Below are 23,289 nucleotides of genomic sequence, written 5' to 3' on the forward strand. Positions count from 1 at the left end.
GTATGCCATTGTTGATATATAAATTTGATGATTGAAATAATGTATTTAATCAAGATTGTGAATATTTATAAATTCCTAAAAATGAAGTGTCTCTATTGTGAAAATTGCTATATTTCAGTAAGTTAATTTTTCGCTTTTAAATTTAATATTAACTAAAAATACTTTTTCATGTTGACTTACAATAAATATACACATCTAATGCACTAACTTTTTTGAATCAATATTGTAAGATCAAATCTATATGGTGGCGAAAATTAATCTCTTATCACGGCTTACGCCGCTTTTATTCGTGTTCGCTCCTTTTTTTGCACAGTCAAATATGACTGTTTATCCTATGGCTGTTTCCATTAATAGTCAGGGGGAAGGTAACGTTCGCGTAATATCTAAAAGTAATGAAGTTCAATATATAAAAGCGACGGTATTTCGTATTGATAATCCTTCAACGCCTCAAGAGCAGGAAGTTGAAATAAAATCCGGAGATGCCACTCATCTTGTAGTGATGCCGCCTAAGTTTGCGCTGCCAGCGGGTAGCAGTAAGACTGTGCGCTTTGTTGCAATGGAACCAGAGCAAAAAGAAAAAAATTATCGCGTTAAATTTGAAGCGGTTCCCAGTATTGATGACGTTGCCACGGATAAAAAAGATCTCTCTATGCAGTTAACAGTTAACTTAATTTGGGGGATTGTTGTTAGTGTCCCACCTCAGCAACCTATTGCTAAGTTAGAAGTAAATGCTGCCCAAAAATTAGTTAATGCAGGGAATCAACGCTTAAAGATTTTAACGATCGCTTATTGTAAAAATAATAGCAAAGAAAATTGTAAGATACAGACTGTAAATAAAAATATCTTCCCTGGTCAGGAAAGAAATCTTGAAAGCATATCTGGCTACGACAAAATCGTTGTCAAATATAATAACTGGATCACCAAAGATAATGGCGAGTTTGAACTGGCGGTCCATTAATTATCATTGTAATAAACGAAGGAATAGTAATGAAAAAGGTATTTGCAAAATCTCTTCTGGTCGCAGCGATGTTTTCTGTTGCAGGCTCCGCATTAGCAGTACAAAAGGATATCACTGTAACGGCTAACGTTGATGCCGCTCTGGATATGACACAGACCGATAACACTGCGCTGCCGAAAGCAGTAGAAATGCAATATCTGCCGGGTCAGGGTCTGCAATCTTACCAGTTAATGACCAAAATCTGGTCTAACGACGTTACCAAAGATGTAAAAATGCAGTTAGTTTCCCCGGCGCAACTGGTTCAAAGCCTGGACGCTAGCAAGATTGTTCCGCTGACAGTAACCTGGGGCGGCGAAGAAATTAAAGCTGATGCGGCAACCACTTTTACCGCAACCAAAATCTTTGCTTCCGATGCGTTAACTAATGGTTCTCTGGCTAAAAATCTGATGTTTGCTCAAACCACCAAAGGTGTTCTGGAAACAGGTATCTACCGTGGCGTAGTAAGCATTTATCTGTCTCAGGATATCTAATCCGGATAACAGAATTAACACATAACAAAGGGGGGCTAGCCCTCCTTTATTTTAACTGTTTTAGTATTTGTTATGGATTTCAGGATTGCCATGGATAAAAAATTACTGGCTCTTTTGATCCTGGCGAGTCTCAGCCCGGCAGAGGCGGCATTAACCAAAATCCCCGCAGGGTTTGAGGTTATTGCTCAGGGACAGCAGGAGTATATCGAGGTTTATTTTTCAGGGAAAAATCTCGGTAAATATTATGCAATGGTTAATCTTGATACCGTAACATTTCTTGATCCAGCAAGTTTATATAACAAGCTGGAACTGGATGTCGACGATCAGAAAATCGCGCATATAGTGAAAGAAAAATTATCGCAGCCGCTAGCTCGCCACGGTGAATTGGCTTGCGGTTATGTACGTACTGACTCAGGGTGTGGTTTTCTGAATACCGATACGCTGGAAATAATCTATAATGATGAAGAAAGTTCGGCAACGTTGTTTATTAATCCGCAATGGAATTCAGCTTTCGATGCGAAGTCATTATATTTAAATCCAGACAAAAATACGGTTAACGCTTTTATACATCAGCAAGACATCAATGTTCTGGCACAGGATGATTACCAATCGTTGTCTATTCAGGGAAACGGTGCGCTGGGAATAACAGAAAATAGCTATATTGGTGCACACTGGAATTTCAACGGTTATGATGCAGATGATGTCAGTGACAGTAATGCTGATGTCAGCGATCTCTATTATCGTTATGATTTTTTACGTCGTTATTATGTGCAGGCGGGGCGCATGGACAACCGCACGCTATTTAATGCACAAGGCGGGAACTTTACCTTTAACTTTTTGCCACTCGGTGCAATCGACGGGATGCGTATCGGGTCGACTCTTAGCTATTTAAACCAGGCGCAAAGCCAGCAGGGAACCCCGGTAATGGTCCTGCTTTCGCGCAATTCTCGTGTTGACGCTTATCGTAATGAGCAACTTCTGGGATCGTTTTATCTCAATAGTGGTTCGCAATTTATTGATACCAGTTCCTTTCCGCCGGGTAGCTATAGCGTAGCGTTAAAAGTCTATGAAAATAACCAACTCACCCGCACCGAGCTAGTACCGTTTACCAAAACAGGCGGTCTGACGGACGGAAATGCGCAATGGTTCTTACAGGCAGGTAAAACTACATCACAGGCTTCTGATGATGAAAGTTCAGCTTATCAACTGGGGGTACGCCTGCCATTACATCCGCAATATGAGCTCTACGCAGGGCTGGCGAATGCCGATAATGTGAGTGCTTTCGAGTTAGGTAATGACTGGACGGCAAATTTAGGCGGGGCAGGGAATCTTGCAATCAGCGCCAGCGTGTTCCGTAACGATGACGGCGGCAAAGGTGATATGCAACAGGCCAACTGGAGTAATTCGGGATGGCCGACGTTGGGCTTTTATCGGACCAACTCTGACGGCGATGCTTGTGCAACCGACAGCAGAGAGAGCTATAACGCCTTAAGCTGTTATGAAAGTATTTCCGCGACGGTTTCACAGAATTTTGTCGTCTGGAATATGATGCTGGGTTATTCCCGCACACAAAATAACACTGATGATAGTTTGCGTTGGGATAAACAGCAGAGCTTTGAAAATAACTATCTTCGCCAGACAACTGCGCAAAGTATCTCCGAAACTGTACAACTTAGCGCTTCCCGCGCTTTTGTGATGCGTGACTGGATCTTGAGTACTTCGGTTGGTGTTTTCCATCGTAATGACAACGGTGGCGATAACGACGACAACGGCTTGTACTTATCGTTTTCGTTATCTGACACGCCAACGATGGACAGCAATAACAACAGCCATTCAACCAATGTTTCTACGGATTATCGTTATAGCGATCAGGATGGCGATCAAACGTCATGGCAGTTATCCCATACTTTTTATAACGATTCATTCAGCCATAAAGAACTTGGCGTAACCGTTGGGGGCCTGAACACCGATACCATAAACAGCGCGGTTAACGGGCGTTGGGATGGTCAATACGGAAATGTCTACGCTACCGTATCTGACAGTTATGACCGTAAGAATCATGATCATCTCTCGGCCTTTACGGGGACTTACAGCTCTACACTGGCTGTCAGTCGCTATGGCGTTAATTTGGGTGCCAGTGGTACAGACGATTTGCTGGGTGCGGTATTGGTGGATGTGAAAGGCTTCTCTGAACAGGATGAAGAGAGTCAGGATCTGCAACTCGAAGCGCGGGTGGCAGGCAGCCGAACGTTGCAGCTTGGTCAAAGCGACAGTGTGTTGTTCCCTTATCCTGGATTTCAGTCTGGTTTTGTTGAGGTTAACGACAGTAGCCAGGGCAATCAACAAGGGACAACAAACATCATTAACGGTGCGGGGAATCGTGAATTAATGTTGTTGCCTGGCAAACTGCGCTATCGCGAAGTGTCTGCCAGCTTTAATTACAACTATATCGGTCGCTTGTTATTACCAGCATCGGTAGAGAAATTCCCGCTGGTTGGTCTGAATAGCGCCATGTTACTGGTAGCTGAAGATGGCGGATTTACACTTGAAATTAACGGTAGCGAAAAAGAGCTATATCTGCTTTCCGGGCAGCAATTCCTTAAGTGTCCGCTGAGTGTTGTAAAGAAACGCGCCAGCATTCGTTACAGCGGAGATGTCACATGTAGTGTGGTGACTTATTCACAATTACCGGAGTCCATTCAGGTTCAGGCACAGTTGAAACAGCCTAAATTACGTGGAAACGTTCAGACGGCGCAAAGGGAGGTTGCACCATGAGAAATCGATTGATTGCGGCGATATTGGGCTTGTGTGGTGCGGTTACTGGCGTTCAGGCAGCTCCTAACGTGACCAGTGAAATTACGTACGATTTGGCATCTGGCAGAGCGGATTATTACTTCTGGAATGAGGAGCCCCCACCGGAGGTGAGTTACAGTACAACATTTTCATTTTTTCAATGTAGCTACCCTGATTCACAGCAGACTTGTACATCAGCAGGTAATACTTCTGTCGTGCAAATTTATCTAACTGAAAAACGCAGCGGTATGCGCTGGCCGGTTAAACTGAAAGGGTATATGACAGTTCAGGTGTGGGAGGACGGACCGTGTAAGGGGTGGTACGATAAGAAAAGGCTGGATGATGGGACGGGTTATCAATGTAAAGATACGATTAATAACGTTGGTTATCTGGCTAAAACAAAAGTTTTAACTCTGTATATTGAGCAAGAAGAAATGAAGAAACTGCCGATTGGCGGTTTATGGGAAGGGAAAGTTAAACTCCATTTTAGCTACCCGGCAACAGATTATCAGGCTGATATTAAGCTTAATGTTCTCGACCCCAACCATATCGACGTGTTCTTCCCGGAGTTCGCCCACGCCACGCCACGGGTGCAGTTAGACTTGCATCCAACAGGGAGCGTTAATGGCAGCAACTACGCGCAAGATCTGACCATGTTGGACATGTGCTTGTACGATGGTTTTAACGGTAATGCCATCAGTTATGAAATCATGCTCAAAGATGAAGGGCGACCCGCCGCAGGGCGCAGAGACGGTGACTTCTCTATCTATCGTCAGGGAGGAACCACCACCGACGAGGGAGAACGCATTGATTACCGGGTCAAAATGTACAACCCGGAAACCGGTGGGCAAATTGATGTGCGCAATAATGAAAATATGGTCTGGAACAGCATTAACCTGAAACGTGTGCGTCCGGTCGTATTGCCAGGGATCCGCTATGCCGTAATGTGTGTGCCAACGCCATTAACGCTGGCAGTAGAAAAATTTAGCGTGATGGACAAACAGGCTGGATATTACATGGGGAAATTGTCGGTAATCTTTACGCCTTCCTTGCCAACCATCAATTAACCCTGCAAACCGGACAAACGCTTTTGTCTATATAAACAACGAAGCCGCCTGATAAGGCGGCTTCGTCATTACAACTTACGTTAAATGTTAATGTTGCGGTGCGGGATCGTTATGTGTTTCCTGCGCCACCTCAATCGCCGGTTTGTTCTGCAACACGGTCCAGATAACCAGCGCACCTAACAGGTCGAACACTGCCAGTACTGCGAACAGCGGGCTGAAGCCGATGGTGTCAGCCAGTGCACCGACAACCAGCGCAAATAGCGTACTTGCCAGCCATGCGGACATCCCGGTTAAACCGTTCGCCGTTGCCACTTCGTTACGACCAAACACATCGGAAGAGAGCGTAATCAGCGCGCCAGACAGTGCCTGGTGGGCAAAACCACCGATACACAGCAGCATAATTGCGACATACGGGTTGGTGAACAGGCCGATCATACCCGGGCCAATCATCAGCACTGCACCCAGCGTTACGACCATCTTACGGGAAACGATCAGGTTCACACCAAACCAACGCTGGAACAGCGGCGGCAGGTAACCACCGAGGATACAACCGAGGTCAGCAAACAGCATCGGCATCCAGGCGAACATCGCGATCTCTTTCAGGTTAAAGCCGTAAACTTTAAACATGAACAGCGGGATCCACGCGTTAAAAGTACCCCAGGCCGGTTCTGCCAGGAAACGCGGCAGCGCGATACCCCAGAACTGACGGTTACGCAGGATCTGACCAACGGACATTTTCTTCGCCGTGCTCACCTGGTGCTGGGCTTCCTGACCATTAATAATATAGTCGCGTTCTTCATCGGTCAGATGCTTCTGGTCGCGCGGATGTTTATAGAAAATCAGCCATGCCATCGCCCAGATAAAGCTCAATGCACCGGAGATGATAAATGCCATCTGCCAGCTGTGCATTACGATTGCCCATACCACCAGCGGCGGCGCAATCATCGCACCAATCGAAGAACCTACGTTAAAGTAGCCTACTGCGATGGAACGCTCTTTCGCCGGGAACCATTCGGAGCTGGCTTTCAGACCCGCCGGGATCATCGCTGCTTCCGCGGCACCGACCGCACCACGAGCAACAGCCAGGCCACCCCAGCTACCTGCCAGCGCGGTTGCACCACAGAACACGGCCCACAGCACAGCAAACATTGCATAACCGATTTTCGTACCCAGCACATCCAGTACATAACCTGCTACCGGTTGCATGACCGTATAAGCAGCAGAATAGGCTGCGATGATATAGGAATACTGTTGGGTGGAGATGTTTAACTCTTCCATCAGAGTTGGCGCAGCTGCCGCCACAGTGTTACGCGTCAGGTAACCAAGCACGGTGCCGAGCGTCACCAGTGCGATCATATACCAACGTAACCCTTTAATTTTACGCATGTAAAACCTCATCGTTTTGTTATATCCGCAGGAAGCGCGGCCATCATCCCGCCAGAGGCTGAAGATGTTAGTTACGACCGGGTAACCGAAAAAAAACCGGCACGCCCCGAACGTTGCCATGAAAGTTTCGTGCTAATTCGGCTTCCGTACCGGTTAACCCGATTCATCTAACAAATGAATGAATCGGCAATTTGCATTCCGTCGACTTATGATTTGCGACGGCAGAAAGATAACTTGTCATACAACTTTAAAAGGTGAGAGCCATCACAAATGTGCGAATATTTGTAGGGACATTACCTGACGACAGCGAGGCCAGTACTGGCGCGGCCTGCAGCGAGATTTACCACTTTGAGAGTAATTTTTTTAACTACGTTTATTGATCTAACTCACGAAAATATCTTCGGACTCTGGAAATTGGTGTGATAACTTTGTCAGCATCGCACCATAAGCAAGCTAGCTCACTCGTTGAGAGGAAGACGAAAATGACTCCGTTTATGACTGAAGATTTCCTGTTAGATACCGAATTTGCCCGCCGTCTGTATCACGACTACGCAAAAGACCAGCCGATTTTCGATTACCATTGCCATTTGCCGCCGCAGCAGATTGCGGAAGACTATCGTTTTAAAAACCTGTATGACATCTGGCTGAAAGGCGATCACTACAAATGGCGCGCTATGCGTACCAACGGTGTGGCCGAGCGTCTGTGTACCGGTGATGCGTCTGACCGTGAAAAATTTGACGCCTGGGCGGCGACTGTTCCGCACACTATCGGCAACCCGTTATACCACTGGACGCACCTCGAACTGCGCCGTCCGTTTGGTATCACTGGCAAATTGCTTTCTCCGTCAACTGCCGATGAAATCTGGAACGAATGTAACGAACTGCTGGCGCAGGATAACTTCTCCGCGCGCGGCATCATGCAGCAGATGAACGTGAAAATGGTCGGCACCACCGATGACCCGATCGATTCTCTGGAGCATCACGCAGAGATCGCCAAAGACGGCTCTTTCACCATCAAAGTGCTGCCGAGCTGGCGTCCGGACAAAGCCTTCAACATCGAACAGGCGACCTTTAACGACTACATGGCGAAGCTGGGCGAAGTTTCCGATACCGACATTCGCCGCTTTGCTGACCTGCAAACTGCCCTGACCAAACGTCTGGATCACTTCGCCGCTCACGGCTGTAAAGTGTCTGACCACGCGCTGGATGTGGTGATGTTTGCTGAAGCGAACGAAGCGGAACTGGACAGCATTCTGGCGCGCCGTCTGGCTGGCGAAACCCTGAGCGAGCACGAAGTGGCGCAGTTCAAAACTGCGGTACTGGTGTTCCTTGGTGCCGAATATGCACGTCGCGGCTGGGTACAGCAGTACCACATTGGCGCGCTGCGTAATAACAACCTGCGTCAGTTCAAACTGCTGGGGCCGGATGTAGGCTTTGACTCCATCAACGACCGTCCGATGGCGGAAGAGCTGTCTAAGTTGCTGAGCAAGCAGAATGAAGAAAACCTGCTGCCGAAAACCATTCTCTACTGCCTGAACCCGCGCGATAACGAAGTGCTGGGCACCATGATCGGTAACTTCCAGGGCGAAGGTATGCCGGGCAAAATGCAGTTCGGTTCCGGCTGGTGGTTTAACGATCAGAAAGACGGTATGGAACGTCAGATGACCCAACTGGCGCAGCTCGGTTTGCTGAGCCGCTTTGTCGGTATGCTAACTGACAGCCGTAGCTTCCTGTCATACACCCGTCACGAATACTTCCGCCGCATTCTGTGCCAGATGATCGGTCGCTGGGTGGAAGCGGGCGAAGCACCGGCGGACATCAACCTGCTGGGCGAGATGGTGAAAAATATTTGCTTTAACAATGCGCGTGACTACTTCGCCATTGAACTGAACTAAGGTCTGGGGTTGATATGCAATACATCAAGATCCATGCGCTGGATAACGTCGCGGTCGCTTTAGCGGATTTGGCTGAAGGCACAGAAGTCAGTGTCGATAACCAAACTGTTAGGCTGCGCCAGGATGTTGCTCGTGGACATAAATTTGCGTTAACGAATATCGCAAAAGGGGCCAACGTCATCAAATATGGCCTGCCGATTGGTTATGCATTGGCGGATATTGCGGCGGGGGAACACGTTCACGCCCACAATACGCGCACGAATCTGAGCGATCTGGATCAGTATCGCTATCAACCTGATTTTCAGGATCTGCCTGCGCAAGCGGCAGATCGTGAAGTGCAGATCTATCGTCGCGCTAACGGCGATGTCGGGGTGCGTAATGAGCTGTGGATCCTGCCAACCGTGGGCTGTGTCAACGGCATCGCGCGGCAGATCCAAAATCGTTTCCTGAAAGAAACCAACAACGCCGAAGGTACCGACGGCGTGTTCCTCTTCAGCCACACCTACGGCTGCTCACAGCTGGGCGACGATCACATTAATACCCGCACCATGCTGCAAAACATGGTGCGCCACCCGAACGCAGGCGCAGTGCTGGTGATTGGTCTGGGCTGTGAAAACAACCAGGTTGCCGCATTCCGTGAAACGCTGGGCGATATCGATCCTGAACGCGTTCATTTCATGATCTGCCAACAGCAGGATGATGAGATCGAAGCCGGAATCGAGCATTTGCATCAGCTGTATAACGTGATGCGCAACGATAAACGCGAGCCAGGCAAACTCAGCGAACTGAAGTTTGGTCTGGAGTGCGGTGGTTCTGACGGTCTTTCTGGTATTACTGCTAACCCGATGCTGGGGCGTTTCTCTGACTACGTGATTGCTAACGGCGGTACTACCGTACTGACCGAAGTGCCGGAGATGTTTGGCGCAGAGCAGTTGCTGATGGACCATTGCCGCGACGAAGCAACGTTTGAAAAACTGGTCACCATGGTCAACGACTTCAAACAGTACTTTATTGCCCATGATCAGCCGATCTATGAAAACCCATCGCCGGGGAACAAAGCGGGCGGTATCACCACGCTGGAAGACAAATCACTTGGCTGTACCCAGAAAGCGGGTTCCAGCGTCGTGGTTGACGTGCTGCGTTACGGCGAGCGTCTGAAAACGCCAGGGCTGAACTTGTTAAGTGCGCCGGGTAACGATGCCGTAGCGACCAGCGCCCTGGCGGGTGCGGGCTGCCATATGGTGCTGTTCAGTACTGGTCGTGGCACGCCGTATGGTGGATTTGTGCCGACGGTGAAAATCGCCACCAACAGTGAACTGGCGGCGAAGAAAAAACACTGGATCGACTTTGACGCGGGTCAGTTGATCCACGGTAAAGCGATGCCGCAGTTGCTGGAAGAATTTATCGACACCATCGTTGAGTTTGCCAACGGTAAGCAAACCTGTAACGAGCGTAACGACTTCCGCGAACTGGCGATCTTCAAAAGCGGCGTAACGCTATAAAGTCGAAATGAGTTGTTAATAAAAAACGGCGTTTCATAATGTGAAGCGCCGTTTGCTTTTCCATACCTGCTAAGGATTTATCATGACCGCGTATTGGCTGGCCCAGGGCGTGGGTGTCATCGCCTTTCTGATTGGTATCACAACATTTTTCAATCGTGACGAACGTCGCTTCAAAAAGCAGCTTTCGGTCTATAGCGCCGTTATTGGCGTACATTTTTTTCTTCTGGGCACCTATCCCGCTGGTGCCAGTGCCATCCTTAATGCCATTCGTACATTGATTACCTTACGCACGCGCCGCTTATGGGTAATGGCGATTTTTATTGTGCTGACTGGCGGAATTGGCCTCGCGAAGTTCCATCATCCTGTCGAACTATTGCCGGTTATCGGCACGATTGTCAGTACCTGGGCGCTATTCCGCTGTAAAGGGCTGACCATGCGCTGCGTAATGTGGTTTTCAACGTGTTGCTGGGTGATTCACAACTTCTGGGCGGGGTCGATAGGCGGCACGATGATTGAGGGTAGTTTTCTGCTTATGAATGGCCTGAATATCATTCGTTTCTGGCGGATGCAGAAAAGGGGAATTGATCCGTTTAAAGTTGAGAAAACCCCTTCCGCCGTAGACGAAAGGGGTTAAACAATTAATTACGCAGGGCGCTATTTGCCAGACGATCGTCTTCTGCCTGGCAAGCTGCCGCAGTGAACAGCACGTCAGTTGAAGAGTTCAGCGCGGTTTCGCAAGAGTCCTGCAATACGCCGATGATAAAGCCGACGGCAACCACCTGCATGGCGATATCGTTCGAAATACCGAACATATTACAGGCCAGTGGGATCAGCAGCAGAGACCCCCCCGCCACGCCGGATGCGCCACAGGCACACAGAGAAGCCACCACGCTCAACAGCAGCGCCGTGGGCAGATCGACCGGAATACCCAGCGTATTAACCGCAGCCAGCGTCAACACGGTAATAGTGATTGCTGCGCCCGCCATATTGATGGTGGCTCCCAGCGGAATAGAAACGGAATAGGTATCGCGATCCAGATTCAGCTTTTCACACAGCGCCATATTCACCGGAATGTTCGCTGCAGAGCTGCGGGTGAAGAAGGCATACACACCGCTTTCGCGCAGGCACAGCAGCACCAGCGGGAACGGGTTACGACGAATTTTCCACCACACCAGCAATGGGTTAACCACCAGCGCCACCATTAACATGCAGCCAACCAGCACGAACAGCAGTTGCGCGTAGCCCCACAGTGTGGAGAAACCGGTGGTTGCCAGGGTAGAAGAAACCAGACCAAAAATACCAATCGGTGCGAAGCGAATGACCAGTTTCACCATAAAGGTGACGGCATTCGACATATCGTTGACCAGGTTTTTGGTGGTCTCGTTACCGTGACGCAGTGCGAAGCCGAGGCCGATCGCCCACACCAGAATCCCGATGTAGTTACCTTTCAGCAGCGCGTCGATGGGGTTGGAAACCATGCTCATTACCAGCCCGCGCATCACTTCGACAATGCCTGACGGCGGCGAAATATCACCCGCGCTACTGGATAAATGCAGGGTAGAAGGGAAGGCAAAGCTGAAGACTACTGCGGCCAGAGCAGCAGAGAAGGTGCCCAGTAGATAGAGGAACAAAATAGGGCGGATATTGGTTTTCTGACCGTGCTGGTGGTTAGCAATAGATGCCATTACCAGCATCAACACCAGGATGGGGGCAACAGCTTTCAGTGCGCCGACGAACAAAGTACCTAACAGACCAACAGCTTCCGCCGCGGGTTTTGAGATCCATGCCAGAAGAATCCCCAGAACAAGGCCGACCAGGATTTGTTTTACCAGGCTGCCATGAGCCAGACGCCGGAATAGCCCCGGTGAACGTTGCGTAGTCATTTTTCGATCCTTTCATTGTGTTATCGCACATCCCTGGTGCGTTCTGTCGACGCATCTTTCAGGATGTAACAAAGTGTTTGCAAGGTCGAGTATAAGGAAAGTTACAGCTTCGGGAAGCGAAAAATGCTGGATTTTAAAGAGAGGTCATGTTTTGCAACTTAATTGTTACATTTGTTTGACATAAACAGAGGGAAGGACTGGCTACTAAGGCTGATTAGATAACATATGGGCAAAACTATTTGGAATATGAGAACGGTTGCGCTCCTTTAATGTGCTATGCCATATAAAGTCACTGGCGCAGGGAGCGCGCAGGGGGCGGCCAATCGCCGCCGCCCCCTGCACCCCCAGGCTCTGGCGAACAAAATCGCCGCTGCGCGATTCCCTCAGCTTATCCCTTGCGGCTACCGGGTCGGGCGCAAGGGAACGTCCCTGTAAGATGCGCCCTCGCCGCGCATCCATGCGCGTCGCCCCGGCCTCCAGGGAACGCTTCGGCGATTTTGACGCCACCAACACCCGTGCGGTCTTTTTGTAAAGAGCTACAAGCCGATTACATAATTAATAGCTCACCTTTGTCTGGAATGAGTTATCTCTAGGAATGGCTTAATATACAGCGAATCATTCTCCCCGCTGCTTATCATGCCGATAATTCACCCAGGCGTTGATAATAAACGTCATCACCAGAATGCCAAACACCACGCCCAGCGAGACGGCGATTGGAATATGGTAGAAGTCGACAATCAGCATCTTGATACCGATAAACACCAGAATCACCGCCAGGCCATATTTGAGCATCGAGAAACGCTCTGCTACGCCCGCCAGCAGGAAATACATCGCACGCAGGCCGAGGATCGCAAACAGGTTTGAGGTCAGCACAATGAACGGGTCAGTGGTCACGGCGAAGATAGCCGGAATGCTATCCACGGCGAAAATCACGTCGCTCAATTCCACCAGAATCAGTACCAGCATCAGCGGTGTGGCGTACAGCAATCCATTCTTACGCACAAAGAAATGCTCGTTGTCGATGGTGTCGGTCATGCGCAAATGACCGCGTAGCCAGCGCACCAGCGGCTTGTCGCCAATGCCTGATTCATCTTCATGGGCGAGCGCCATCTTCACGCCGGTAAACAGCAGGAAGGCACCGAAGATATACAGGATCCAGTCGAACTGCGAAATTAGCCAGCTGCCAGTGAAGATCATGATGGTACGCAGAACAATCGCCCCGATCACGCCATACACCAGCACGCGGCGTTGTAATGCCGCCGGAACAGAGAAATAGCTGAACAACATCAGCCAGACAAAGACGTTATCGACCGCCAGCGATTTCTCAATCAGATAACCTGTGAGAAAGGCCAGTGCCTGTGGATCGGCAACGGCGCGACCTTCGGTTTGCACCAGATACCACCAGAAAGCGGCGTTAAACAGTAACGACAGCGTCACCCAGACCAGCGACCAGGCCGCAGCCTGTTTCATGGTCATGGCATGTGCCCCACGACGCCCCTGCAACAACAGGTCGATAGCCAGCATAATGGCGACAACAACAGCGAATCCGCCCCATAGCAACGGCGTGCCGACAGTATTCATAGAAGTTCCTTACACATAAAAAAACGGCCAACGTCGGAAGACGTCAGCCGCTGCTTTTTATGCATAGACCTCGCCTTCCGGCAAGGTCTCACTTACAACAAAAAAGGAATACGTCTGCGTATTCCTTTCGGGTTGCCCGGTGACCGGATGTGGTTTTTCACACATCGTAATGACGATCGACCGGCAATGAAGTTACTCCCCTTTGCAGGTAACAAAGTATGACAGACCATTCAGCCAGTCAATGGTCTGTTACATACCTTTTACACTGTTTTACTTTGGCAATTATAGTTTTACGCTATCTGCCGGAAAAATCACCCCAGTCTGGCGGCGGATCTCGGTCAGCAGTTTGGCTGTGATGCGACTGACCGCCAGCCCTGGATGATCCACCAGATGCTCATCCACCAGGGTAGCGAACAGCTCTGCTTCGTAGAGCATGGTATTAATATGCTGCGGCTGGGTGAGATCCTGCATCTGGCTGCCACGCGGCACAAAGCACACTTTCTGGCATTCAGACAGTTTTTCAATCACCAGCGATCCCGCTTCGCCCTGAATCTCGCTTGCCAGGACAGAATCACTGACCTTTGAGTGCTGCAAGGTGACGCTGAAATCACCGTAATCCATCACCACCACGCCGTGGGCATCTACACCACTTGCCAGTAAACTGGCGGTTGCCTGCACGCTTTTCGGCTCACCAAATAACGCTACCGCCGACGCCAGGCAGTAAAAGCCGATATCCATAATTGAACCGTTAGAGAATGCCGGATTAAAGGTGTTGGGATTCTCACCATCCAGGTAACGTTGATACCGCGAGGAATACTGGCAATAGTTGAAAAAGACTTTACGCAATTTGCCGACTTTCGGCAGCGCCTGGCGCAGCAAATGAAAGTTCGGCAGGCAGGCGGTTTTAAATGCCTCAAACAGCACCACCTGATTTTCCCGCGCACAGGCAATGGCGGCATCCACTTCCGCCAGATTCGACGCCAGTGGTTTCTCGCAAATCACATGAATTTTATGGCTAAGGAAAAGTTGTGTCTGGGAAAAGTGCAGGGCATTCGGGCTGGCAATATACACCGCGTCAATGGCATCGCTTTCCGCCATCGCTTCCAGCGAGGTAAACAGATGCTCGACAGAAAAATCATTGGCGAAGTGCTGAGCCTGCTCAAGGCTGCGGGAATATACGGCGGTTAACTTGTATTTACCGCTCTCATGGGCGGCCTCGACGAACTGGCGAGTGATCCAGTTCGTACCAATCACAGCGAAACGTATCATAACGCGTGGATACTCCATAAAGGGATTCTGTCGTCAATGTAGCACGCCTTTTTCATCTTCGACGTGCGCAGATACGCATTATTCTTTTGCCGGACAGCCATGCTCACTAAACGGCCCAATCATGACCGATGGCCCGAGATATTTCGGCTGGCGATGGAGGATTTTGGCGTCAATCACCGCGCTGACACGAGCGAGTTTCTCCCGCAGTTGAGTATAAAAAACGTGCTTCATATTGAGGTCTGGCGCGTTAAACCCGATAGCGTCGATGCCGTACTGTTTTGCCAGCCAGATGGCGCGTTGGTTATGAAATTCTTGCGAAATAATGGTGATATGGTTTTCACCAAACACCTTTTTGGCACGCACCACCGAATCAAGCGTTGAGAATCCGGCATAGTCGCAGAAGATCACTTTCGCCGGTACGCCTTTAGTGATCAAAGCCTGCTGCATACCTGATGCTTCATCGTAATTTTTACGTCCGTTATCGCCACTTACCAGTAGCCATTTCACTTTTCCGGCGTGGTACAACGCTGCTGCGGTATCAATACGTCGGGTAAAGTAGCGATTACCCGGCCTCGCCCCCAGCAATAAACCCACGTTACGCGCCGGAACTGCGTTGACATCGCTCCAGGTCAGCTGCTTGCTGGCGTTGACCATAACGCGATCGGCAATAAAAATGGTCGCTCCTGCTATAAGCAACAATAAACAGCCAATCTTAAGAGTCCGGCGAGAAAAACAAATACGGAGAAGAAGGCGGGGCTGCATGGTCGTTATCCTTAACGAAAGGGGGGAGGTCGATTTTAGGCGCTAAAGAAAGAAAAGATAACGCCTGACATCATTTTCAGATTTTGTCCTGCCCAAGCGACAACTGCGTTAGCCACAGCCGGGTGTCGAACTCAAGCTGGTGGTACTGCGGCTCCATATGGCAGCACAATTGATAGAACGCTTTGTTATGCTCTTTCTCCTTCAGGTGCGCCAACTCGTGCACCACGATCATGCGCAAAAACGGTTCCGGCGCGTTGCGAAACACGGTAGCGACGCGGATCTCCGCCTTTGCTTTCAGCTTGCCGCCCTGCACACGCGAAACAGCGATATGTAACCCGAGCGCGTTTTTCAGCACATGGATCTTATTGTCATACATCACTTTATTGATCGGCGGGGCATTACGCAGAAACTGATTTTTCAGATCCTGAGTATATTGCCACAGCGCTTTATCGGTGGCGTAGTCGTGTGTTCCCGGATAACGTTTTGCCAGCACATCGCCCAGACGCTGTTCGTTAATCAGCGTTCGCACCTGGGAAAGTAGCTGCTCGGGATAACCCTGAAGATAAGTAAGATTGCTCATAACCGCCCACGAAAAAGAGAAAAAGGGTATACTCACGCACCCTTTTCAGGGGCAACGTCGAAATTTTATCATTCAGGAGGGCCGATGAGCCACTTAGACAACGGTTTCCGTTCACTGACACTACAACGTTTTCCGGCGACGGATGACGTTAACCCACTACAGGCGTGGGAAGCGGCGGATGAATATTTGCTGCAACAGTTGGACGACACAGAAATCCGCGGCCCGGTGTTGATCCTGAATGATGCCTTTGGTGCGTTAAGCTGCGCGCTGGCGGAACATAAGCCGTACAGCATTGGCGACTCATACATCAGTGAACTGGCGACGCGCGAGAATTTACGCCTCAACGGGATTGATGAGTCGAGCGTGAAGTTTCTCGACAGCACCGCCGACTACCCGCAACAGCCGGGTGTGGTGCTGATCAAAGTGCCGAAAACACTGGCATTGCTGGAACAGCAACTGCGTGCGCTGCGCAAAGTGGTCACGTCGGATACACGTATTATTGCCGGTGCCAAGGCCCGTGACATTCACACTTCCACGCTGGAACTGTTCGAAAAAGTGCTCGGCCCAACCACCACCACGCTGGCATGGAAAAAAGCGCGCCTGATTAATTGCACTTTCAATGAACCGCAGCTGGCCGATGCGCCGCAGACCGTTAGCTGGAAGCTGGAAGGTACTGACTGGACTATCCACAACCATGCGAATGTCTTCTCCCGCACCGGGCTTGATATCGGCGCGCGCTTCTTTATGCAACATCTGCCAGAGAATCTCGAAGGGGAGATTGTCGATCTCGGTTGCGGTAATGGCGTTATTGGTCTGACGCTGCTTGATAAAAACCCGCAGGCGAAAGTGGTGTTTGTCGATGAATCGCCGATGGCGGTTGCTTCCAGCCGTTTGAACGTTGAAACCAACATGCCAGAGGCGTTGGATCGCTGCGAGTTTATGATCAACAACGCGCTCTCCGGCGTGGAGCCTTTCCGCTTTAATGCTGTGCTCTGCAACCCGCCGTTTCACCAACAACATGCCCTGACCGATAACGTCGCCTGGGAGATGTTCCACCACGCCCGCCGCTGCCTGAAAATCAACGGCGAGCTGTATATCGTTGCCAACCGTCACCTGGATTACTTCCATAAACTGAAGAAGATTTTCGGCAACTGCACCACTATTGCGACGAATAATAAATTTGTGGTACTGAAAGCGGTGAAGCTGGGACGTCGTCGGTAAGATTGGGAGTTACCTGCCGGATGCGGCGTAAACGCCTTATCCGGCCTACGTTCAGCACGTTACTCCAGGCCGGATAAGACGCGGCAAGCGTCGCATCCGGCAATGTCTGCCCAGTTCTGGAATCGCGCTTCCATAAAACAAAAAATCCCTGTCACCATCGTCTACATTCTCTTGTTTAGCGTTTTTCTACGTTTATTCTTCCGTCACACAGATAAATTCATCCATTGCCAATCTGGCAACGGATGTTATCATATTGCCAATTTGTCAACGGACGTGATGAAGAATGCACCTGATAACTCAAAAAGCATTGAAAGATGCTGCGGAAAAATACCCGCAACATAAAACGGAGTTGGTGGCTCTGGGGAACACGATTGCTAAGGGATATTTCAAAAAACCTGAGTCATTAAAAGCAGTATTCCCATCTCTGGATAACTTCAAATATCTGGATAAGCATTATGTTTTCAATGTTGGGGGCAATGAATTACGTGTTGTAGCAATGGTCTTTTTTGAATCGCAAAAGTGCTACATACGTGAAGTTATGACGCCTAAAGAATACGATTTCTTTACCGCTGTTCATCGTACTAAGGGGAAAAAATGATTGCGATTGCCGACATCTTGCAAGCAGGAGAAAAGCTAACTGCTGTGGCACCTTTTCTGGCGGGTATTCAGAACGAGGAACAATACACCCAGGCGCTGGAACTGGTAGATCATCTGCTGCTCAACGATCCTGAAAACCCCTTGCTGGATCTGGTGTGTGCCAAAATAACCGCGTGGGAAGAATCAGCGCCCGAATTTGCGGAATTTAATGCCATGGCTCAAGCCATGCCTGGCGGTATAGCCGTGATTCGTACCCTTATGGATCAATATGGTTTAACCCTTTCCGATCTGCCGGAAATTGGCAGTAAATCTATGGTGTCACGCGTTTTGAGCGGGAAGAGGAAATTAACGCTGGAACACGCTAAAAAATTGGCAACGCGATTCGGCATTTCTCCCGCCTTGTTTATTGATTAACGCGACGTGCCGGATGCGTTGCATCCGGCGCTTCAAATAACGATTTAAATCTCCAGCGCCAGCCGTGTTCCCTGGGCAATTGCCCGTCGTGCGTCCAGCTCCATAGCCACATCGCAGCCGCCAATTAAATGCACCGTTTTCCCGCTATCAATCAGCGGTTGCGCCAGCGCGCGGTTTGGCTCTTGCCCTGCGCAGATCACCACATTGTCCACTGCTAATACCTGCGTTTCGCCGTTGATCACCACATGCAGCCCGTCATCGTCAATCTTCTGATAACTTACGCCTGGGATCATTTTCACACCCCGCGAGAGCAGGGTGGTGCGATGGATCCAGCCGGTGGTTTTGCCTAACCCCTGTCCTGGTTTGCTGGCTTTGCGCTGGAGCATCACAATCTGCCGTGGGCTACGGGGGATCTGCATTCCCTGCGGGCTTAAGCCACCAGCCTGTTGTAGGCTACTGTCGATCCCCCATTCATTACAGAACCCGGCGATATTCTGGCTGGTGGATTCGCCCGGCTGACTTAAATACATCGCCGTATCAAAACCAATCCCGCCACAACCGATGATGGCAACTTTGTTGCCAACCGGCGCTTTGTCGCGCAGTACATCGAGATAACTCAATACCTTCGGATGATCGATCCCGTCGATGGGCGGAGTGCGCGGCACGATCCCACTGGCGAGGATCGTTTCATCGAAAGCCTGTAACTGATCCGCCGTCACGGTGTGATTGAGTTTTAGCGTCACGCCCGTCACTTCGATCATCCGGCGGTAATAGCGCAGCGTTTCGTAAAACTCCTCTTTGCCGGGGATCTGTTTGGCGATATTAAACTGCCCGCCAATCTCGCTATGAGCGTCAAACAATGTTACCTGATGCCCACGCGCCGCCGCGTTAATGGCAAACGCCAGCCCAGCAGGTCCCGCACCGACCACCGCCAGATTTTTTTTCTGCACGGCGGGAAGGATTGGCATTTTGGTTTCGTGGCAGGCGCGAGGATTCACCAGGCACGAGGTGACTTTGCCAACGAAGATTTGATCGAGACAGGCCTGATTGCAGCCAATACAAGTGTTGATCTCATCGGCTCGTCCCGATTGCGCTTTTGACAGCAGCTCCGCATCAGCAAGAAACGGTCGCGCCATCGATACCATATCGGCATCGCCGCGCGAGAGAATATCGTCGGCAACCTGCGGATCGTTAATCCGGTTGGTGGTTACCAGCGGCAGCGAGACGTGGCCTTTCAGTTTGCGCGTGACCCAGCTAAATGCGCCGCGCGGCACGGGCGTGGCAATGGTCGGAATACGTGCTTCATGCCAGCCAATGCCGGTGTTGATAATGGTCGCGCCCGCCGCTTCAATGGCCTGCGCCAGCTCTACCGTTTCGGCAAAAGTCCCGCCGTCTTCGACCAGGTCGAGCATCGACAGTCGGTAGATAATAATGAAGTCGTTGCCGACGCGTTCGCGCACCGCACGCACTACTTCTACGGCAAATCGCATCCGGTTGCGGTAATCGCCGCCCCACTGGTCACTACGCTGATTGGTGCGCAGCGTCAGAAATTCGTTGATCAAATACCCTTCGGAACCCATCACCTCTACACCGTCGTATCCTGCCTCCCGCGCCAGTTGCGCGCAGCGGGCGAAATTGTCGATCAGTTGCAGGATCTCTTCATGGCTTAACTCATGGGGCACGAAACGGTTGATGGGGGCCTGCAATGCGGACGGGGCGACCAGATGCGGTTGGTAGCTGTAGCGCCCGGTATGCAAAATTTGCAGGGCTATTTTGCCGCCTTCCTGATGTACGGCTTCGGTAATGGTGCGATGGTGTGGGATCTGGCTGGCGTCATTGAGCATTGCACCGCCTTCCATGCCAACGCCTGTTAAATCTGGTGCAATGCCGCCGCTGACAATCAACGCCACGCCGTGACGGGCGCGTTCGGCATAAAACGCTGCCAGCCGCTCGGCACCGTCCGGGTATTCCTCCAGCCCGGTGTGCATTGAGCCCATCAACACGCGGTTTTTTAACGTGGTAAAACCTAAATCCAGCGGGGCGAACAGCGACGGGTAGCTCATAAAATTGTCCAGTATGTAAAATAATTGTTATGTGGTCGGATGAGTTCTAATTTAGCCGTCGCCGGAGAAAAGGGAAAAGGGAAGTGCGGGGTTTGTGATGGGATTCAAAAAGAATACGCCCGGTGGTAACGCCGGATGCGACGCTTGCCGTGTTTTATCCGGCCTGGGGGATTGCACATGTAGGGCGGATAAGGCGTTCACGCCGCATCCGCCAGTGGCGCGGTGCAGATGCCGGATGCGACGCTTGTCGCGTCTTATCCGACCTACGGGAACGCACATGTAGGGCGGATAAGGCGTTCACGCCGCATCCGCCAGTGGCGCGGTGCAGTTGCCGGATGCAACGCTTGCCGCGTTTTATCCGGCCAGGAGGATTGCACATGTAGGGCGGATAAGGCGTTTACGCCGCATCCGCCAGCAGTTGCAAATTATTGCTTACGGAAAAAATCGTTATACAACATAAACAAATGCGCGGCACTCCAGGAGAAATTCGGTGCCCCTTGCTGCGCGCCAGTGAGCGGGTTGTAATTCTCCTGAATTGGTCCATCGGCGGTTAACCCTTTGGCGTGCCGGAAGAACGTATCCGCCAGCTTCAGGGCATCATCGCGATAACCGTAACGCTCCATCCCTTTCAGACCAAACCAGAACTGATCCACCCATACGCGCCCGCGCCAGTAGATATCCGCGCCAAAAGCCGGGTTGGTTAACGCCGCCGTTCCCAGCGGGACAAAGGTGTTGAACTCTTTAGGATCGAGCATCACCTTCACCACCGCGTCGGCATTGGCCTGCGTTGCCGCACCGTTAAACAGCGGCGACCAGCCTTCCGGCCCTTTACCGCGCTCAACAATCGGTTTGCCCGCGCAGCCGTTCGCCAGCGGTTTATCTTCAATACGCACGTCATAGTAGAACTGGGTAGTCGGGTCGAACATACAGGTGTTGATGTAGTCCGCGAGCTGCTGTGCCAACTGGCGATAGCGTTTGGCCTCTTCTGGCTTACCGAGGATGGTTGCCATCTCCGCCAGATAATGGTTATCGCTGCACATATAGCTGGCCTGATCCACCGACTCCTGCAATAGCGAGTAGCCCAGCAACGTTCCGTCCTGACTGCGGTTTTCGGCGAATTTCACCGTCCAGTCGCTACGTTTGCCGCCATTAGCGACATATTTATCCAACTGTTCTTTGTCGATAAACCCAAAGACGGCGGCATCATCACGCCCCGATTCCCACGATGCAGCAACCTGTGCCGGAATTTCCAGACTGTCGTACTGGCCTTTCTCCACCACGCGGGCGTAGTTGTTCAGCCCAGACTGCGTCTCTTCTTTATCGCCTTTTTTCACCGTAAACAGCATCTCGCCGCTCTCAGTGTTGTGGGCTTTGTCGCGGGTCGCGCCATATTCCGGCACGCCGTTGCCGTTGTGATCGCGGTTACGTAACCACCAGTCGTGATAGGCCACCAGTTTCGGGTACATCTCTGCCACCCAGGTTTTATCTTGGGTGACGTTATACACTTCCATCACCGACCAGGCGGCAAGGCTGGGTTTGGTATTACGTTCGTTCCAGTTGCCGCCATCGCCACCACGCTCGGGGCTAAGGTTCCACGCTATCAGGTCGGGGACAAAGCCCACATCCTGCGGACGCACGCTATCGCCAGGCTGGATCTGCCAGGAGAAGACCGCGCGGATATTCTCTTTGGCGATGTCCGGATTGAAATGCGCCATCGCAAACGCCTGCTTCCAGGTATCCCACGGCCAGGTCTGATTGCCGGAGAACCAGCGCCCGGTCACCGACGGTGTAACGGTGTTAAATTTCACCGCACCGCCCGGTGAGCGCCAGTTACCGTTGAGCGTTTCGATCGCTTTCACCGCGACGCGCGTCTGTTCCGGCGTCGCATCCGGATTGGTTAACCCTTTCTTCAGGTATTCTTCCCAGCGTTGCTGCGAGGCGGTGAGATAAAACGCCGGACGCGCCAGAATATCGCGGATCTGCATTTGCTCTTTGCTAACTTCCTGAGCGGTCAGCAGATGGGAATAGGTGGTGTAGAGCGTGGTCGAACCGTTGATATGCGCCTTACTGGTAAAGCGATTACCGTTGATTTCAGTCTGCACCGGCAGGGATTTATGCACCTGATATTCCGATTCGCCGGAGGTCAGCAGATCCCAGGTGGCGCGCACTTTGCCAAAGGTGACTTTCAGGCCATCACGGGTGGCGCTGATTTTGCGCTGATAGTCAGGGTATTCGCCAGCAATGGTTTTATCGGAAAGCGGTTTCCCTTCTTTCGCTTCCAGTTTTTCCAGCAGTTCGCCGTCCCACACCAGATCCAGCGGTTTATTGCTGGTGATTTTGGTTTCCAGTAGTGACGTGCGCGGCGTGGCGAAGCGCAGAGTCATTTCGACTTGCACATCTTTTGCTGTCAGTTTTTGCACCAGCGCACCGGGAATACTGTATGCCTCCAGCGTAAAGTCGACTTTCTTGCCGTCCTGCCAGACGGTCAGGCGGTCGAAATTGCTGGCCATAAAGTTGATGTACTCTTCCGTCAGCAGCGCAACGCCCGGAAAGCCGCCCATGGTGTTAGGGCCGTCTGGCAACAGATGACCATGCCAGGCTCCGAGATCGAAAAACGGATTAAAACGCTGGTGATCGTCGTAATCGTAATCCTTCATGTACTGCGGCGCGCCAGTACGGTTAATCACGTTTTTATAATTGTCGGCGTTAGCGGCATGGGCGGAAAAACTTATCAGCAGAGCGCAGGTTACTGGCGTTAAAATAGTTTTTATTTTCATGAAATTACAGT

General features: G+C 50.9%; 18 protein-coding genes. 10 read left to right on the top strand and 8 right to left on the bottom strand.

Annotated features, from left to right (window positions below; genetic code table 11):
• Positions 1-241: 241 nt before the first annotated feature.
• From ACU8XX_RS03150 to ACU8XX_RS03165, 4 genes are all read left to right on the top strand, one after another.
• Positions 242-958: a fimbria/pilus periplasmic chaperone gene (locus tag ACU8XX_RS03150; RefSeq protein ID WP_000225857.1), complete on the top strand. Its 717-nt coding sequence runs from the start codon at positions 242-244 to the stop codon at positions 956-958.
• 29 nt (positions 959-987) lie between these two features.
• Entirely contained in the window at positions 988-1,488 is a 501-nt protein-coding gene (locus ACU8XX_RS03155; protein WP_000755097.1) for a CS1 type fimbrial major subunit, read from the top strand.
• Between the two features lie 90 nt (positions 1,489-1,578).
• Positions 1,579-4,263, top strand: coding sequence for a TcfC E-set like domain-containing protein (locus tag ACU8XX_RS03160; protein WP_112034105.1), 2,685 nt, complete (start codon positions 1,579-1,581; stop codon positions 4,261-4,263).
• On the top strand, positions 4,260-5,348 hold the full coding sequence (locus tag ACU8XX_RS03165) for a CfaE/CblD family pilus tip adhesin (protein ID WP_001352146.1): 1,089 nt from the start codon (positions 4,260-4,262) through the stop codon (positions 5,346-5,348). Before ACU8XX_RS03160 ends, ACU8XX_RS03165 begins: the two co-directional genes overlap by 4 nt.
• 87 nt (positions 5,349-5,435) lie before the next feature.
• On the opposite strand, the gene exuT is transcribed toward ACU8XX_RS03165, so the two are convergent.
• Entirely contained in the window at positions 5,436-6,734 is a 1,299-nt protein-coding gene (exuT, locus tag ACU8XX_RS03170; protein ID WP_001226465.1) for a hexuronate transporter ExuT, read from the bottom strand.
• A gap of 482 nt (positions 6,735-7,216) precedes the next feature.
• Between exuT and uxaC the strand changes: the two genes are divergently transcribed.
• From uxaC to ACU8XX_RS03185, 3 genes are all read left to right on the top strand, one after another.
• Positions 7,217-8,629: a glucuronate isomerase gene (gene uxaC / locus ACU8XX_RS03175; protein WP_000187442.1), complete on the top strand. Its 1,413-nt coding sequence runs from the start codon at positions 7,217-7,219 to the stop codon at positions 8,627-8,629.
• A 14-nt stretch (positions 8,630-8,643) separates the two neighbouring features.
• Positions 8,644-10,131 (top strand): altronate dehydratase, encoded by a 1,488-nt coding sequence (gene uxaA / locus ACU8XX_RS03180; protein ID WP_001199352.1) that lies wholly within the window; start codon positions 8,644-8,646, stop codon positions 10,129-10,131.
• An 82-nt stretch (positions 10,132-10,213) separates the two neighbouring features.
• Complete coding sequence (locus ACU8XX_RS03185) at positions 10,214-10,765, top strand: YgjV family protein (protein WP_016241639.1); 552 nt, start codon at positions 10,214-10,216, stop codon at positions 10,763-10,765.
• Positions 10,766-10,769: 4 nt separating this feature from the next.
• Here the strand turns inward: ACU8XX_RS03185 and sstT are convergent, their stop codons facing one another.
• The 5 genes from sstT to ACU8XX_RS03210 form a co-directional block, all read right to left on the bottom strand.
• Positions 10,770-12,014, bottom strand: coding sequence for a serine/threonine transporter SstT (sstT, locus tag ACU8XX_RS03190; protein ID WP_000211650.1), 1,245 nt, complete (start codon positions 12,012-12,014; stop codon positions 10,770-10,772).
• A gap of 615 nt (positions 12,015-12,629) precedes the next feature.
• Positions 12,630-13,595 (bottom strand): TerC family membrane protein Alx, encoded by a 966-nt coding sequence (alx, locus tag ACU8XX_RS03195; RefSeq protein ID WP_097466655.1) that lies wholly within the window; start codon positions 13,593-13,595, stop codon positions 12,630-12,632.
• Between the two features lie 282 nt (positions 13,596-13,877).
• Positions 13,878-14,864, bottom strand: a complete 987-nt coding sequence (locus ACU8XX_RS03200; protein WP_001301393.1) for a Gfo/Idh/MocA family protein — start codon at positions 14,862-14,864, stop codon at positions 13,878-13,880.
• A 78-nt stretch (positions 14,865-14,942) separates the two neighbouring features.
• Positions 14,943-15,626 carry a SanA/YdcF family protein gene (locus ACU8XX_RS03205; protein WP_001183046.1) on the bottom strand — a complete coding sequence of 228 codons (684 nt, stop codon included), beginning with the start codon at positions 15,624-15,626 and terminating at the stop codon, positions 14,943-14,945.
• 76 nt (positions 15,627-15,702) lie between these two features.
• On the bottom strand, positions 15,703-16,206 hold the full coding sequence (locus ACU8XX_RS03210; RefSeq protein WP_005118348.1) for a M48 metallopeptidase family protein: 504 nt from the start codon (positions 16,204-16,206) through the stop codon (positions 15,703-15,705).
• A gap of 84 nt (positions 16,207-16,290) precedes the next feature.
• Between ACU8XX_RS03210 and rlmG the strand changes: the two genes are divergently transcribed.
• From rlmG to higA, 3 genes are all read left to right on the top strand, one after another.
• Positions 16,291-17,427 carry a 23S rRNA (guanine(1835)-N(2))-methyltransferase RlmG gene (gene rlmG / locus ACU8XX_RS03215; protein WP_000018695.1) on the top strand — a complete coding sequence of 379 codons (1,137 nt, stop codon included), beginning with the start codon at positions 16,291-16,293 and terminating at the stop codon, positions 17,425-17,427.
• A 283-nt stretch (positions 17,428-17,710) separates the two neighbouring features.
• A complete protein-coding gene (gene higB / locus ACU8XX_RS03220; RefSeq protein ID WP_000550192.1) occupies positions 17,711-18,025 on the top strand; it encodes a type II toxin-antitoxin system toxin HigB in 315 nt (104 codons plus the stop codon).
• Positions 18,022-18,438: a type II toxin-antitoxin system antitoxin HigA gene (gene higA, locus ACU8XX_RS03225; RefSeq protein ID WP_000560266.1), complete on the top strand. Its 417-nt coding sequence runs from the start codon at positions 18,022-18,024 to the stop codon at positions 18,436-18,438. Before higB ends, higA begins: the two co-directional genes overlap by 4 nt.
• Before the next feature lie 44 nt (positions 18,439-18,482).
• On the opposite strand, the gene fadH is transcribed toward higA, so the two are convergent.
• Both fadH and ygjK read right to left on the bottom strand, forming a co-directional pair.
• Positions 18,483-20,501: an NADPH-dependent 2,4-dienoyl-CoA reductase gene (gene fadH, locus ACU8XX_RS03230; RefSeq protein WP_000121433.1), complete on the bottom strand. Its 2,019-nt coding sequence runs from the start codon at positions 20,499-20,501 to the stop codon at positions 18,483-18,485.
• A gap of 425 nt (positions 20,502-20,926) precedes the next feature.
• Complete coding sequence (ygjK, locus tag ACU8XX_RS03235; RefSeq protein WP_240765361.1) at positions 20,927-23,278, bottom strand: alpha-glucosidase; 2,352 nt, start codon at positions 23,276-23,278, stop codon at positions 20,927-20,929.
• Positions 23,279-23,289 lie beyond the last annotated feature (11 nt).

It is taken from the genome of Escherichia sp. MAL-1 (assembly GCF_052948035.1).